11 protein-coding genes and 1 rRNA gene are annotated in these 13,788 nt (G+C 42.6%); 3 read left to right on the forward strand and 9 right to left on the reverse strand.

Translation table 11 applies throughout. The annotated features are described in order from the left end of the window. Positions 1-277 precede the first annotated feature (277 nt). From FTV52_RS11400 to ilvD (FTV52_RS11420), 5 genes are all read right to left on the reverse strand, one after another. On the reverse strand, positions 278-457 hold the full coding sequence (locus FTV52_RS11400) for a hypothetical protein (protein ID WP_004970356.1): 180 nt from the start codon (positions 455-457) through the stop codon (positions 278-280). A 333-nt stretch (positions 458-790) separates the two neighbouring features. Continuing rightward, the gene (locus tag FTV52_RS11405) at positions 791-1,078 is read right to left on the reverse strand and encodes a chorismate mutase (RefSeq protein ID WP_179990837.1); all 288 of its coding nucleotides are present in this window, start codon (positions 1,076-1,078) and stop codon (positions 791-793) included. Further along, positions 1,068-2,381, reverse strand: coding sequence for a hypothetical protein (locus FTV52_RS11410; RefSeq protein WP_179990838.1), 1,314 nt, complete (start codon positions 2,379-2,381; stop codon positions 1,068-1,070). The genes FTV52_RS11405 and FTV52_RS11410 overlap by 11 nt, the downstream gene beginning before the upstream one ends. A gap of 118 nt (positions 2,382-2,499) precedes the next feature. After that, on the reverse strand, positions 2,500-4,185 hold the full coding sequence (gene ilvD / locus FTV52_RS11415) for a dihydroxy-acid dehydratase (protein WP_004970362.1): 1,686 nt from the start codon (positions 4,183-4,185) through the stop codon (positions 2,500-2,502). 218 nt (positions 4,186-4,403) lie between these two features. Then, complete coding sequence (gene ilvD / locus FTV52_RS11420) at positions 4,404-6,233, reverse strand: dihydroxy-acid dehydratase (RefSeq protein WP_019837334.1); 1,830 nt, start codon at positions 6,231-6,233, stop codon at positions 4,404-4,406. Between the two features lie 370 nt (positions 6,234-6,603). Here ilvD (FTV52_RS11420) and fmt point away from each other — a divergent pair, with 370 nt between their 5' ends. Both fmt and rsmB read left to right on the forward strand, forming a co-directional pair. Further along, complete coding sequence (gene fmt / locus FTV52_RS11425) at positions 6,604-7,566, forward strand: methionyl-tRNA formyltransferase (RefSeq protein WP_179990839.1); 963 nt, start codon at positions 6,604-6,606, stop codon at positions 7,564-7,566. Beyond that, positions 7,563-8,870: a 16S rRNA (cytosine(967)-C(5))-methyltransferase RsmB gene (rsmB, locus tag FTV52_RS11430; protein WP_179990840.1), complete on the forward strand. Its 1,308-nt coding sequence runs from the start codon at positions 7,563-7,565 to the stop codon at positions 8,868-8,870. Before fmt ends, rsmB begins: the two co-directional genes overlap by 4 nt. Positions 8,871-8,999: 129 nt before the next feature. On the opposite strand, the gene FTV52_RS11435 is transcribed toward rsmB, so the two are convergent. From FTV52_RS11435 to FTV52_RS11445, 3 genes are all read right to left on the reverse strand, one after another. Beyond that, complete coding sequence (locus FTV52_RS11435; RefSeq protein WP_004970370.1) at positions 9,000-9,110, reverse strand: methionine/alanine import family NSS transporter small subunit; 111 nt, start codon at positions 9,108-9,110, stop codon at positions 9,000-9,002. A 1-nt stretch (position 9,111) separates the two neighbouring features. Then, positions 9,112-10,596 (reverse strand): sodium-dependent transporter, encoded by a 1,485-nt coding sequence (locus tag FTV52_RS11440; protein WP_179990360.1) that lies wholly within the window; start codon positions 10,594-10,596, stop codon positions 9,112-9,114. 565 nt (positions 10,597-11,161) lie between these two features. After that, on the reverse strand, positions 11,162-12,604 hold the full coding sequence (locus tag FTV52_RS11445; protein ID WP_179990841.1) for an aldehyde dehydrogenase family protein: 1,443 nt from the start codon (positions 12,602-12,604) through the stop codon (positions 11,162-11,164). 172 nt (positions 12,605-12,776) lie between these two features. Between FTV52_RS11445 and FTV52_RS11450 the strand changes: the two genes are divergently transcribed. Next, a complete protein-coding gene (locus tag FTV52_RS11450) occupies positions 12,777-13,460 on the forward strand; it encodes a TIGR04219 family outer membrane beta-barrel protein (protein ID WP_154321225.1) in 684 nt (227 codons plus the stop codon). 124 nt (positions 13,461-13,584) lie between these two features. Here the strand turns inward: FTV52_RS11450 and rrf are convergent. Beyond that, positions 13,585-13,699: ribosomal RNA gene (gene rrf / locus FTV52_RS11455) — 5S ribosomal RNA — on the reverse strand. Between the last annotated feature and the right edge of the window lie 89 nt (positions 13,700-13,788).

A 13,788-nucleotide genomic window follows, 5' to 3' on the forward strand; every position in this document is an offset into this window, starting at 1 on the left:
AGAACTTGCGGTCATTTGCTTGAACCTAAGCAAATGCCGAAACAATGCAAAAAGACCGAACAACAGTGATTGTTCGGTCTTTTTTTACCTCAAACGGTCTGTCTAGAATGAACCGTTTTTAAGAGATAATGCTTTTACTTGGCTTATTTCTGTTTTTTAAGCTCTTGCTTAAGTTGCTTCAATTTGCCTTTATGTTTTGAAATCTTTTTCAAACGTGCTTTGATTTGTTGCTTCAAAGATTTAACTTGCTTAGCCATGGTATTACTCCTTAGTAAGGCTATTCGTTGCCATTGTGTTGTTTCACAAAACTACGAATAAATTTTCTTAATTCACGAGCAGCACTAGTATCAAGTTCTTCACATAAACGAATAAATTCATCACGTTCAGTACTATTAATACGAATTAAAAGTTGTCCATCTTTCTTGCCTGTCTTTATTTTTTTGATTTGCTCGTTCATTGCTGATCTCTCCAAAATAAAGACTGCTTTGCAAAAGATGTATATACAATATATATACTTTTTAAAATAAAGCAAACTTACAATGTTAAAAAATGTAATAAAATCATATTCTTTTTTTTACCAATTCTTTTTAAAAACCCAGCAAAGCCAAGACAGGCAAGGCTTAGCGCTCAAAGCCACCTGCAGAAAAAACAAGCAAATAATTTTTAAAAATTATGCTTTGAACACCAAAATGACATATAGATACGCGGTTTTTCCGCATAAATGCAAAGTTTGGGCTGCGTTTGAAGCATCGCCCAAACTTAGGGATAGATCTGCTTAGAGATAGGCTAATTAAGGACGAAATTCTTTTAATTCACGCTGAATAAAATGCTGAATCATATCGTGATACAAACGCTCGACCATGTCTGGATCGACTGCATGCTGCACAGCCAAAGCACGGACTTTTTCAATCACTTCTTTCACGCGCTGCGGCGACTGCACATCTTCCACAGTCTGTTTATGGCGCATGGCCTGATCGACATAAAACTGACGCGATGCAATCAGTTCAATTAAAGCCACATCAATTTGGTCTATTTTGTCACGTGCTTGTTGTAATGATTTTACTTTTTCATTGTTCATGGGCTTGGGCTACACTTTCAGTTTCGGTTTCACTCTTATACTTTTCTTCTAACACATTACTGAAAATACTTTCAATCATCCACACCCGATATAAGCTGTTAAACACGTAGCTTTGCCCATCTATGCGCAATTCCAACACAGGAAAATCGGGCTGAGATTTCATTTCACACAGCATATCGTTTTCTTTGAGCAACTCGGTCACATCGGCTGTGGTCAGTTGATCTAACTCCAGTTCACGCTGCATACGCTCAAAATGCGCTTTAAAGGATAAATCCTGTCCCCTCGTCCATACCGCCTGCAAAATGCGATACATGGCATCCACACGCTGTTCTTCAGGCGCACTGTAATACAGTTGTGCCATTTGATAAGTCGCCTGCTCAGTCGGGCGGCAAAACGGCGTAAACGCAACATCAGTACGTTTAGATAAACGTGTTGCCAAACTCCAGTCAAACCAGTCGCGTCCATGATAAGACAAGGGATACACATTCAAATGGATATTGTAATAGGCAGCTAATTCTTCTTTGATATACGCCAATAACAACCAAGAAATCGGGTCTTCCAGTGCAATATACAAATCCAGTTCAGGGTCGAGTGCCTGAATTTCATTGAGTTCTTCGGCATCACTAATTAAATGTTCTCGCCATTCAATGTGATTGATCAAGAAAATAGGATTATCGGTGAGTAATTTTTGTTGTTTTAAACGGCGTGTCAAACGCAATAAATCATCGACCGCATGATATTTACGTCCACCAAACTCAAAATAACTGGCCAATACAGGTGCATCATCAAAAACCCGTTCAGGAAAATCCTGAATTTGATGATGACGGCTGGACATGGCATATAAAGTGCGTAATTTACCCGACTGCTTTTGCCACAGCATGTGGAACACATCTTCGAGTAAATACAAAAAATCCTGACCACGTAACGGCGTATGCCGCAAAATGGTTTCTGCCTGCATTAAGGCTTCTGCAGTCGGTGATTCAGGGGTATCGTGAAAACTAAACCGATGTTGTTTGGCAAGAATTTGTGCATCTTGAATACAGTAATTTTGCCATTCTGCAGCCGACATTTGATTCGGTGCATCGCCACTTTGCCGCGAAATCACCACGGTTAAAGGTTTTAATTCATCGGCCAGAATATCTTCTAATTGCGGCAACTCCTGTACCGCCAAATAGCTATATACATCATCTAGACGCAAATGCACACTCAGTCCGTGTTCCGTGGGCAACACCGCTTGCCGAGATGGTTTTTGATAAAACCAACTCGATCTGATCGGATCGAACCAACGGCGTAACAGTGACATGAGATCAGCCTCTAAAAAGAAAATCCTTGTGGTTTGGGGACAAGCCACATGCAAATCATGTGCGCTCGTCCTTCAATAGTACACAAGGATTTATATCAATTCATATAAAAATGATCAATTAGACCTCTAAATTCAGATCAGTCACTGCACCTTTTTCTGCGCCCGATGCCAATTTAGCAAATTTCGCCAATGCACCATGGGTATAGTTTGGCTTTGGTTTGACCCATGCCGCTTTACGTGCTGCCATTTCCTCTTCCGACACATGCCAAGTCATTTCACGGGTTTCGGCATTAATCGAAATTTTATCGCCATTTTTCACCAGACCAATTGGCCCGCCTTCATACGCTTCTGGGGTCACATGCCCAATCACAAAACCGTGACTGCCACCCGAAAAACGTCCATCGGTAATTAACGCGACTGAATTACCCAAACCTTTGCCAATAATTGCAGAAGTTGGTTTCAGCATTTCTGGCATACCCGGGCCACCTTTAGGGCCTTCACCACGAATCACCACCACTTCACCTTCTTGCACTTCACCATCTAAAATGCCGCGCATCGCGCCAATTTCACCTTCAAAAACGCGTGCAGGGCCTTCAAAATACAAGCCTTCTTTGCCTGTAATTTTTGCCACTGCGCCCGTAGGTGATAAGTTGCCTTTTAAAACCACCAAGTGCGAATCTTTTTTGATTGGTGCATCAAACGGTAAAATAATTTGCTGACCTTCAGGATAATCAGCAACATCGGCCAAGTTTTCTGCCAAAGTTTTACCTGTAACCGTTAAGCAAGAACCATCGAGCATGCCTGCATCTAACATACGTTTCATCAGTGGTTGAATTCCGCCAATGGCAATCAGCTCCGACATTAAATACTTGCCCGATGGACGTACATCGGCCACCACTGGAGTTTCCTGACCAATACGCACGAAATCATCTAGTGTCAGTTCAACCCCTGCAGAATGTGCCATGGCAATTAAATGCAGTACACCATTGGTCGATCCACCCAAAGCAATCAGCACTTTAATGGCATTTTCAAAGGCAGATTTGGTCATAATGTCACGTGGTTTAATATCCAGACGTAACAGATTCATGACTGCTTCGCCTGCACGTTGGCAGTCATCCATTTTATCTTGAGAAACAGCTTCTTGTGCCGAAGACCCTGGTAAACTCATGCCCAATGCTTCAATGGCCGATGCCATAGAGTTCGCGGTGTACATGCCACCACAAGAGCCTGCACCTGGCAAAGCCACTTCTTCAATTTGTTTGACCTGAATTTCGTTAATTTCACCTTTGGCATGCTGACCCACGGCTTCAAACACCGAAATAATATCGGTATGTCCTGCACCCGGTTTAATAGTGCCGCCATAAACAAACAAGCCCGGACGATTTAAACGCGCCAGTCCCATAATGCAGCCTGGCATGTTTTTATCGCAGCCACCAATTGCAATCACACCATCATAGGCTTGACAACCCACCACGGCTTCAATTGAATCGGCAATAATTTCACGTGAAACTAATGAATATTTCATGCCTTCGGTGCCGTTTGAAATACCATCTGAAATGGTGATGGTATTGAAAATAATGCCTTTACCACCCGCCTGATTCACGCCTGTTTCTGCTTCGCGCGCCAAACCATCAATATGCATATTACATGGTGTGACATTGGCCCAAGTCGATGCAATTCCAATAAATGGACGAGTAAAATCTTCATCCTTAAAACCCACCGCACGCATCATGGAACGTGCAGGTGCATTTTCAATGCCTTCATAGACTTCGGCTGAATGTTCGCGGATATTCTGTTTACTCATGGCTGATTCCTTAGCAAGATGGGTGAAATGACGTATTCATCATGACAATTTATTTTATTTTTCATTGTATCGAAAGCAGGCAGGATGTAAACGAAAATGCCTGTCTAATTTCATCGCTCAAATTTGCTGCGATACTGACATCGCTCATTGCAGACACATAAAAAAGCACCCCAATTTTGGAGTGCTTTTTTGTAGCAGCTTAAATTGCCAAGTACTGCTTAGATTTCACGTACCGCACCTTTTGCCGCACTGGTGGTATGCATGGCATAAGCTTTCAACGCTTTAGAAATTTTACGTGGACGTTCTTCTGCAGGATGCCAGCCTTTAGCTTCTTGCGCTTCACGACGTGCCGCCATAGTTGCGTCATCTACCGCCAAGTGAATGCTGCGGTTTGGAATATCAATTTCGATACGGTCACCATCTTCAACCAGACCAATCGCACCACCTTCAGCCGCTTCTGGAGAAACGTGACCAATTGAAAGACCTGAAGAACCGCCCGAGAAACGACCATCGGTCAGTAAGGCACATTCTTTGCCTAAACCTTTCGATTTCAAATAGCTGGTTGGATAGAGCATTTCTTGCATACCTGGGCCACCACGTGGGCCTTCGTAGCGAATCACCACCACATCACCCGCTGTGATTTTACCGCCCAAAATCGCGTCTACAGCAGCATCCTGACTTTCAAAAACACGTGCTGTGCCGTTGAATTTCAAAATGGAATCATCCACCCCTGCAGTTTTTACAATACAGCCATCTAAAGCAATATTGCCGTAAAGTACCGCCAAACCACCATCTTTAGAGAAAGCGTGTTCTGCATTACGAATCACACCATTGTCACGGTCACCATCTAAACGTGAATAGTAACGGTCTTGTGAGAATGCTGTTTGGGTGGGTACGCCGCCCGGTGCAGAACGGAAGAACTGGTAAACGTCTTCATTTTCGGTACGGATGATGTCCCATTTATCCAAAGCATCTTTTAAAGTCGCTTCGTGAACTGTGCCTACTGAAGTGTCCAATAAACCTGCGCGATCCAGCTCGCCTAAAATAGACATAATGCCACCCGCACGGTGTACATCTTCCATGTGAACATCTTGTTTTGCAGGCGCTACTTTACATAGTACAGGCACTTTACGTGATAAACGGTCAATGTCATCCATGGTGAAATCCACACCTGCCTCATTGGCAGCCGCCAACAAGTGCAGTACGGTGTTGGTTGAACCGCCCATGGCAATGTCCAACGTCATAGCATTTTCATAAGATGCTTTGGTTGCAATTGAACGTGGCAATACGCTGTAATCGTCTTGTTCATAATGGCGTTTGGCCAATTCCACAATCAACTGACCTGCTTTATCAAACAGTTTTTTACGGTTGGCGTGAGTTGCTACAATTGAACCGTTGCCCGGTAAAGATAAACCTAGAGCTTCTGTTAAGCAGTTCATTGAGTTTGCAGTGAACATCCCTGAGCATGAACCACAAGTTGGACATGCAGAACGCTCATATTCAGCAACTTCTTCATCCGTATAGTTGTCATCTGCCGCCACAATCATCGCGTCAATCAAGTCAATCGCGTGTTCATTGCCACGAATTTTGACTTTACCTGCTTCCATTGGGCCGCCAGACACAAACACCACTGGAATGTTCAGACGCATAGCAGCCATCAGCATCCCTGGTGTGATTTTGTCACAGTTGGATATACACACCATTGCATCGGCGCAGTGTGCGCTGACCATGTATTCTACCGAATCGGCAATCAAGTCACGTGATGGCAATGAATACAACATGCCGTCATGGCCCATGGCAATCCCGTCATCTACGGCAATGGTGTTAAATTCTTTGGCAACACCACCTGCCGCCTGAATTTGTTCTGCCACCATTTGACCGAGGTCTTTTAAATGCACATGGCCAGGTACAAATTGGGTAAATGAGTTGACCACCGCAATAATCGGCTTACCGAAATCTTCGTCTTTCATACCCGTTGCACGCCATAAGCCGCGTGCACCCGCCATATTTCTTCCGTGTGTCGATGTTTTTGAACGATAGTCAGGCATTATAAAGTTCCAACTTGGTTGTGCTGAAATGAATCTGAAATTCATTCTGGCGAAATAATACTGTTTGCAAGATCTGTATCACTGCAAAACAGTTTAAGAATCTTTCTATTTTACTACAGCTTGAGGTAGTAAGGCTGCTGCTTTACCGACTTTATGATGGATAAAAAGTGACGAAAACCCACAGCACCTTGTTGATCATACTGAATTCAATACAAAACTTTCATGAATAATTTTTAAATTTTGCATTACTAATTTTTATCATAATAATTTATAGCACAGCGACAAGGTGGATTTGTTACAACCCGTTCCGACCTTTGAGCAGCAATTTGTTATAATTGCCGCGTCATCTAAAACTATGGGTTGATTTCCATTGAAAATCGTTTTTGCAGGTACGCCTGAATTTGCTGCAAGCGCTTTGGCAGCACTCCTGAACACCGAACATGAGATTGTCGCGGTTTACACCCAGCCTGACCGTAAAGCAGGACGCGGACAAAAACTCACAGCATCTGCGGTGAAGCAATTGGCACTACAACACGATCTTCCTGTCTATCAACCTTTGCATTTTAAATCATCTACTGAAGAAGGTCTGGCGGCCCAACAAGAATTGGCTGCATTGAATGCCGATGTGATGGTGGTTGCGGCCTATGGTTTAATCTTGCCGCAAGTGGTTTTAGATACTCCTAAATATGGCTGCTTGAATATTCACGGTTCGTTATTGCCACGTTGGCGTGGTGCAGCGCCGATTCAGCGCGCGATTGCCACAGGTGATACCGAAACAGGCATCACCATTATGAAAATGGCTGCAGGCTTAGATACGGGCGATATGATGTATAAAACCCTATGCCCAATTACTGCCACAGACACCTCTGCCACTTTACATGACAAACTGGCGCAGCAAGGTGCCAAAGCAATTGTTGAAGTACTGGCTTCAGAACAAAAATTGCAAGACTATTTAGCCGCGCGTGAAGTGCAAGATGAAGCCTTGACGGTCTATGCACACAAATTGACCAAAGCCGAAGCGCAAATTAACTGGTCACAAACTGCAGCCGAAATTGACCGTAATATCCGTGCCTTTAACCCGTGGCCAGTGGCGTTTATCCCTTTAGATGAAACACAAAACTTGCGCGTTTGGGGTTCAGCATTATCGGATGAATCTGCACAAGGCAAAGCTGCAGGCACAATTTTAAAACTGGACAAACAAGGCGTACACGTCGCTTGTGGCGATCAACAAGCGGTATGCTTAAGCTCGTTGCAATGGCCAGGCGCTAAACCGCTGAATCCTGTGCAAATCATTCAAACTCAAAAACTTCAAACAGGACAAGTTCTCGCATGAGCCATTCTGAATCAGGCAACTCACATTTGAACTTGCGTGCCCAAGTCATCCGTACGCTATTGGCTGTACAACAAGGGCAATCATTGGCGAGCGTTTTACCTGCACATTTAAGTAAAGTCGCAGAACGTGACCGCGCCTTGTTTCATGAACTGGTTTTGGGCACTTTGCGTCAATGGTATGCCCTAAAAAGCATTACTTTGCCGCTGTTGGTGAAACCACTCAACAATGAAACTGTTGAAACCTGTTTATATGTCGGCTTATATCAAGTGCTTTGTACTCGTGTAGCCAGTCATGCCGCAATTTCTGAAACCGTAACTGCAGCCAAACAATTGGGCTATCAAGCACTCAGCGGTGTAGTGAATGCGATTCTGCGTCGTGTTTCACGTGAAACATCGGAATTTCAAATGGCTTTGGCACAAGCACATGGTTTGCCAAGTTGGTTGTATAAACGCCTAAAAAAAGATTGGCCTGAACAATTAGAACAACTGACGCAAACGTTAAAGCAAACTGCGCCGCTAACCTTAAGAGTCAATACACGCCAAATTAGCCGTGATGACTATTTAGAAATTTTGCACGAACAAGAGATTGCTGCAGAAGCTTGCACCGTGTCTGAAGTTGGTATTGTGATGCTGCAAAATTTGCACATTCCAGACTTGCCTGGTTTTGATGAAGGCATTTTTTCCGTTCAGGATGAACATGCCCAACTATGTGCAACGCTCTTGCCAAATTTAGATGGGAAAGTCGTGGTCGATGCCTGCGCAGCACCTGGGGGTAAAACAGCACATCTGCTTGAAAAATTTCAGCCTAAAAAATTGATTGCCTTAGATCAGGACGCCAAACGTTTGTTACGTGTCAGCGAAAACCTAGAACGTCTGCAACTGAATCAAGAAGCGCAAGTCGAAATTTTGGCTGCTGATGCAACCACATGGAATGCCAGTGAAGCGGTGGACTGTATTGTATTGGATGCGCCATGCTCTGCCATTGGGGTCTTGCGTCGTCACCCAGATATTCGTTTGCTGCGCCAATCTAATGATATTCAGCAAACGGTGGCTTTACAGCAACAGATTTTGCAGCAGATGTGGCAGCAACTCAAAGTTGGCGGCACCTTGCTTTACATTACCTGCTCGGTTTTAAAAGCCGAAAATGAACAGCAAATGCAGCAATTCTTTGCCGAGCATCAAAATGCCAAAGAAGTCAAAATAGATGCAGATTGGGGTATTCCACAATTATATGGACGCCAATTATTGCCGCAAGAAGGACGCGGTGATGGTTTTTATTATTGTCGTATTGAAAAAACCGCCTAAGCTATTTCTGTTTTAACGATTCTTCTCATTTAATAGCCTTTCCAAAAAAATAACCCTTGAATCAATCAAGGGTTATTTTAGTTAGCCAGTGCAATGCTTTACAGCATCGCACCCGTTTCAGCAAAATGCTTAGTCTTCAAGTTCATCTGGGTTTTTGATCAGGTGAATCATCGCCAAAACCAAACCACCCCAAAGTACCACTGTTGAAATAATCAACATCACCAATGCAGATGTATTCATCTTATTTCTCCGCTGCGTCGTGATCTTTTAAGCGGCTAAGCAATACCGCGCCAATAATAAAGAGCACCACGGTACCACCACCCACGGTGAGTAAAATGTGTAATGGATAACCACCATAGCCTTCTGCAAAAATAGATTTAAGGGTTAAACCTAAAGCCACGAGCAATGAAAGCGGCGTCACGATGGTTAACAGGAAATTCCAGCCCCAACCCAATTTAATGCTTGAGTATTGGTTAACGTGTTGCTGTAACTCTTTGAGCAATGGACGACGGAACCAAGTCACCAAAATGATCGACAATAAACCACCACCAACAATACCAATGTTGTTGGCAAAGTAGTCAATGATGTCGACAAAAGTAATCGCGCTGTGGGTAGAGAATAAAATGGTTGAAACAATAGCTGAACCACCCGCAATAATGGTTACTGCACGCTTACGCGACCAACCCAGCTTGTCTTGGAACGCAGCAATGGGTACTTGCAGAATACTCACCATTGAGGTCACCCCTGCAACCGTCAATGAGGCGAAGAATAAGAAACCAAATAAATCGCCACCTGCACCCAAGCTTGAAATGATTTTCGGGAATGCAATAAAAGCTAAACCAATACCGCCCGAAACCACTTCATCTACCGATGAACCTGCGCTGTACGCCATGAAACCAAGCGCAGCAAAAATACCAATACCCGCTAAAATTTCAAAAGATGAGTTTGCAAGTGCAACCACCAAGCCTGAACCAGTCAAGTTGGTTTTACGTTTTAGGTAAGATGAGTAGGTCAACATAATCCCGAACCCGACTGAAAGCGAGAAGAAGATATGACCAAAGGCAGCTAACCATACTTTATAGTTCGCCATCGCTTCCCAGTTAGGCGTAAAGAAGGCATTTAAGCCATCGACTGCACCCGGTAAACGTAACGCTTGAACCACAAGAATAGAGAATAAAATCACCAAAAGTGGCATAAAGATTTTATTTGACAGCTCAACCCCTTTTTTCACCCCGCCGTATAAAATGAACATCACCACCGTCCATACGATGACTAAACCAATAAATAAGGTTGGTACAAAACCAAAGGCTAAGCCTTCACCATTTTGTAAGTAGCTTGTGAAAAAGAATTTTTCAGTGTCTGTTCCCCATTGCTGACCAATGGAATAGAACATATAACTGCCTGCCCAAGACAATACGCTGGCATAGTAAATACCAATCAGCAAAGTCACCATCACCTGCCACCAGCCCAACGCTTCACTGTTCATGAGCTTTTTATAAGCGGTTGGTGGTGCTTTACGGTATTTATGCCCAACTGCATAGTCCAAAAACAGCAATGGCAAACCTGCGGCAAAGATCGCAATTAAATAAGGGATTAAAAATGCGCCGCCGCCATTTTCATACGCAACATAAGGGAAACGCCAAATATTGCCCAACCCGACCGCAGAACCAATGGCTGCGATAATAAAGCCTGATCGCGCGGACCAACTCTCACGAGAATCTGTCATAGAACACCTAAACTTCAGGTTATTTTTTGCTGCTTGTTTTTTAATTCTGACCTTTTATATAAATAACTTGCTTTTTCATTAGCTTAAATTTACTTTATATAACGGTACTTTAGCGCACGCAAAAAATATCCTGCAAAAAATGAAAATCTGGGTGTTTGCTTTAGAGTCACACCTTTTGAGCATCAAATTCTAAAGGTCAAACAGCGAAATATTCGGAAAATCTTGCTTAAAGTCTTTGCCCAATATTGCGCTTTTGTATGGCTTAACAATACTCATTTTTGAACAATTTTTCTGTAAATTCTGCTTAGAAAGATGCTTTTTGTATGCATTTTTTTAATCAAACGTTCAAATTCCACTCCATTTTGACTTGATTTTTTGGTTATAAGTCATATAACTATTTGGAATGTAATGTTGGTGCTATTTGAGTTGTTTTACTTTTCATCTATTATAGCAGCGCTGTAGCTTATTATTCACCAAACCACAGCGCTGTAATCAATCATCTCAAAATTCAGAGTTAACTCATCCTTTCTCTTTATTTATAATGATGCATCATTAGATCAGATACTTAACGCTTAATTACCAATAAACGCTCTTCCTGCATATCCCGAATAGCAGATTGAATCCCTTCTCGCCCTAAACCCGAATCTTTCACGCCACCATAAGGCATATTGTCCACACGGAACGATGGAATATCATTAATAATCACCCCACCAACTTGTAACTGATCCCATGCATACAGCATTTTTTCCAAGCTTTGTGTATAAATACCCGCCTGTAAACCAAAACGACTTTGGTTGATACGTGCAATCCCTTGCTCAAAAGATGAATATTTTTCCAAAATGGCAACAGGGCCAAAAACTTCATCTTTATAAACTTCCAAGTTTGGATCGACCTGTTCCAATAAAGTCGGTTCAAACATCACACCTTTCAGCTCGCCACCTGCCAATATTTTTGCGCCTTTTTTCACCGCTTTATCAATCCACTTTTTCAAGCGCTGCGCTTCAGCTTCCTTAATCATTGGCCCGACCAAAGTGCTGTCTAAATCAGGATCTGCCGCTTTAATTTTCTTGAGCTGGCTCACAAGTTTCTTTTTCAGTTCGGCATATACGTCAGCATGCACCAAAATACGTTGCACACTAATACACACCTGCCCAGCATGATTATACGCACCACCAATTAAGCGATGAATCAATGCATCATTCAATTCAGTATCGGGTTCAATCATCACTGCTGCATTGCCGCCCAACTCTAGCGTTACTTTTTTGCGTCCTGCGCGGGCTTTCATATCCCAACCCACCACATCTGAACCAGTAAAACTGAGCAGTTTAAAGCGGTCATCTGTCACTAAAACATCAGCTTGTTCACGCTCACAAGGCAATACCGAAAACGCACCTTTAGGTAAATCTGTTTCTGCCAACACTTCTGCAATTTTCAATGCTGAAATAGGCGTGGCACTGGCAGGTTTTAATACAAAAGGACAACCTGCGGCAATCGCAGGTGCAATTTTATGTGCAGTTAAATTCAACGGAAAATTAAAAGGGCTGATCAAAGACACAGCACCAATGGGTACATGCTTAACCATCCCTTGATAATTCGCAGCAGCAGCCGTCACCGCCAACGGTAAAATTCGTCCTTCATCTAGTTGAGACACTGCATCTGCAGCAATTTGGAAGGTATTAATTAAACGTTCAACTTCTGCCATCGCGGCCAAACGTGGCTTTCCACCTTCAGCAATTAAAATCTCGACCAATTCTTCACGCATGTTTTGAAAACGCTGCACACAATGCAACAGAATTTTTTGTTTTTGAAAGGGCTGTAATTTTGCCATTTCAGCTTCTGCTTTTACGGCTGCACGAATGGCCTTTTCAATACTTTTTTCATCGGCAAGTGCAACACGCGCATATACTTTTTGAGAATATTTATGCTGAACGGCTAACCATTGCCCTGTTTCTACGGCTTTATTGGCAAGATAGAGCGGGTAATCGACAGGTGGATGGGTATTTTGCATACTGAAATCCTCTATTTTTGGCGCGAATTAGGCTATATTTTTACAAGAATTTTGATTCAAGAAAATGTATGATGCGCTAAGTTGGACAATATTTCACATGATTTTTTGTCACGAGAACATCACAACACTAAACCATTCATCCCAAATGATGATGAAAAATACTAGGGTTTATATGCTTACATTACAACGTTTTGCTTTAGCATGCAGTTTAATTGGTTGTTCAGCGGTTCATGCCGATATTATTGGGGTAAAAGCCAGTGTAGATTATTGGAAATATAGCGCAGACTGGAATCAGGCTCAGTTATCACCAAACTTAGATGACGATTTTGCCTTACCCTTTACTCTGGCAGTAGAACATCCTGTTCCTTTTTTACCCAATGCCAAAATTAAGCATGCCAATTTGCAGGCCGAAAGCGAGCAAAGCGCTGCTGGTGTAAAAATCAATCAGCTGGATTTAGATTACTCAGACTTCATTTTATATTATGAAATTTTAGATAACATTGTTGCAGCAGATGTTGGATTTGGCGCCAAAGTACTTGAAGGTGACTTAAGATCTAATTTGTTTTCAACACAAGACGTCAGTGAAACTTTAGCTATGTTATATGCAGAGGCAGCAGTTAAATTACCGTTTACGGGTTTAAGTGCCAAAGCTGAAGCAAATTACGCCAAAAATAGCGACAATGAAGTTCGTGATGCTCAGGCAGAAATTAAATATAACTTTGTCGATACCGTTTTGGTCGATGTGGGTTTAAAAGCGGGCTATCGCATTTTAGATATTAAGCTCAATCAAGATTCCAATCAGGAAACTCAATTAGAGTTTAAAGGCCCATATTTAGGCTTAGAAGCACATTTCTAAATATTTGATATTTAAATAAATTTAAAACCCTTAAATTATGTTTAAGGGTTTTTTTATTCATTCTACTTTTCTTTTTTACATAAAAAAACACCCCCAACGCTAGTTGAGGGTGTTTAGAATAATGAGCTGGCGATGACTTACTCTCACATGGGTAACCCCACACTACCATCAGCGCGAAGAGGTTTCACTTCTGAGTTCGGTAAGGGATCAGGTGGTTCACTCTTGCTATGGTCGCCAGCACAACTGTTTACGGAGACTTGCATTGGTCTTATTCACGATGGTGATGCACTGCGTTTTCCGAATCTGTAACAGATTGGGCTGTATTGGG

Source organism: Acinetobacter sp. YH1901141 (genome assembly GCF_013416935.1).
Classification (GTDB): Bacteria; Pseudomonadota; Gammaproteobacteria; order Pseudomonadales; family Moraxellaceae; genus Acinetobacter; species Acinetobacter towneri.

What these genes read in the sequence shown, in the direction of transcription:
- FTV52_RS11410 (WP_179990838.1), bottom strand. Translation starts at nt 2,381, where the DNA reads ATGTCACTGTTACGCCGTTGGTTCGATCCGATCAGATCGAGTTGGTTT.
- FTV52_RS11450 (WP_154321225.1), top strand. Translation starts at nt 12,777, where the DNA reads ATGCTTACATTACAACGTTTTGCTTTAGCATGCAGTTTAATTGGTTGT.
- FTV52_RS11400 (WP_004970356.1), bottom strand. Translation starts at nt 457, where the DNA reads ATGAACGAGCAAATCAAAAAAATAAAGACAGGCAAGAAAGATGGACAA.
- FTV52_RS11405 (WP_179990837.1), bottom strand. Translation starts at nt 1,078, where the DNA reads ATGAACAATGAAAAAGTAAAATCATTACAACAAGCACGTGACAAAATA.
- rsmB (WP_179990840.1), top strand. Translation starts at nt 7,563, where the DNA reads ATGAGCCATTCTGAATCAGGCAACTCACATTTGAACTTGCGTGCCCAA.
- FTV52_RS11445 (WP_179990841.1), bottom strand. Translation starts at nt 12,604, where the DNA reads ATGCAAAATACCCATCCACCTGTCGATTACCCGCTCTATCTTGCCAAT.
- FTV52_RS11440 (WP_179990360.1), bottom strand. Translation starts at nt 10,596, where the DNA reads ATGACAGATTCTCGTGAGAGTTGGTCCGCGCGATCAGGCTTTATTATC.
- ilvD (WP_004970362.1), bottom strand. Translation starts at nt 4,185, where the DNA reads ATGAGTAAACAGAATATCCGCGAACATTCAGCCGAAGTCTATGAAGGC.
- ilvD (WP_019837334.1), bottom strand. Translation starts at nt 6,233, where the DNA reads ATGCCTGACTATCGTTCAAAAACATCGACACACGGAAGAAATATGGCG.
- FTV52_RS11435 (WP_004970370.1), bottom strand. Translation starts at nt 9,110, where the DNA reads ATGAATACATCTGCATTGGTGATGTTGATTATTTCAACAGTGGTACTT.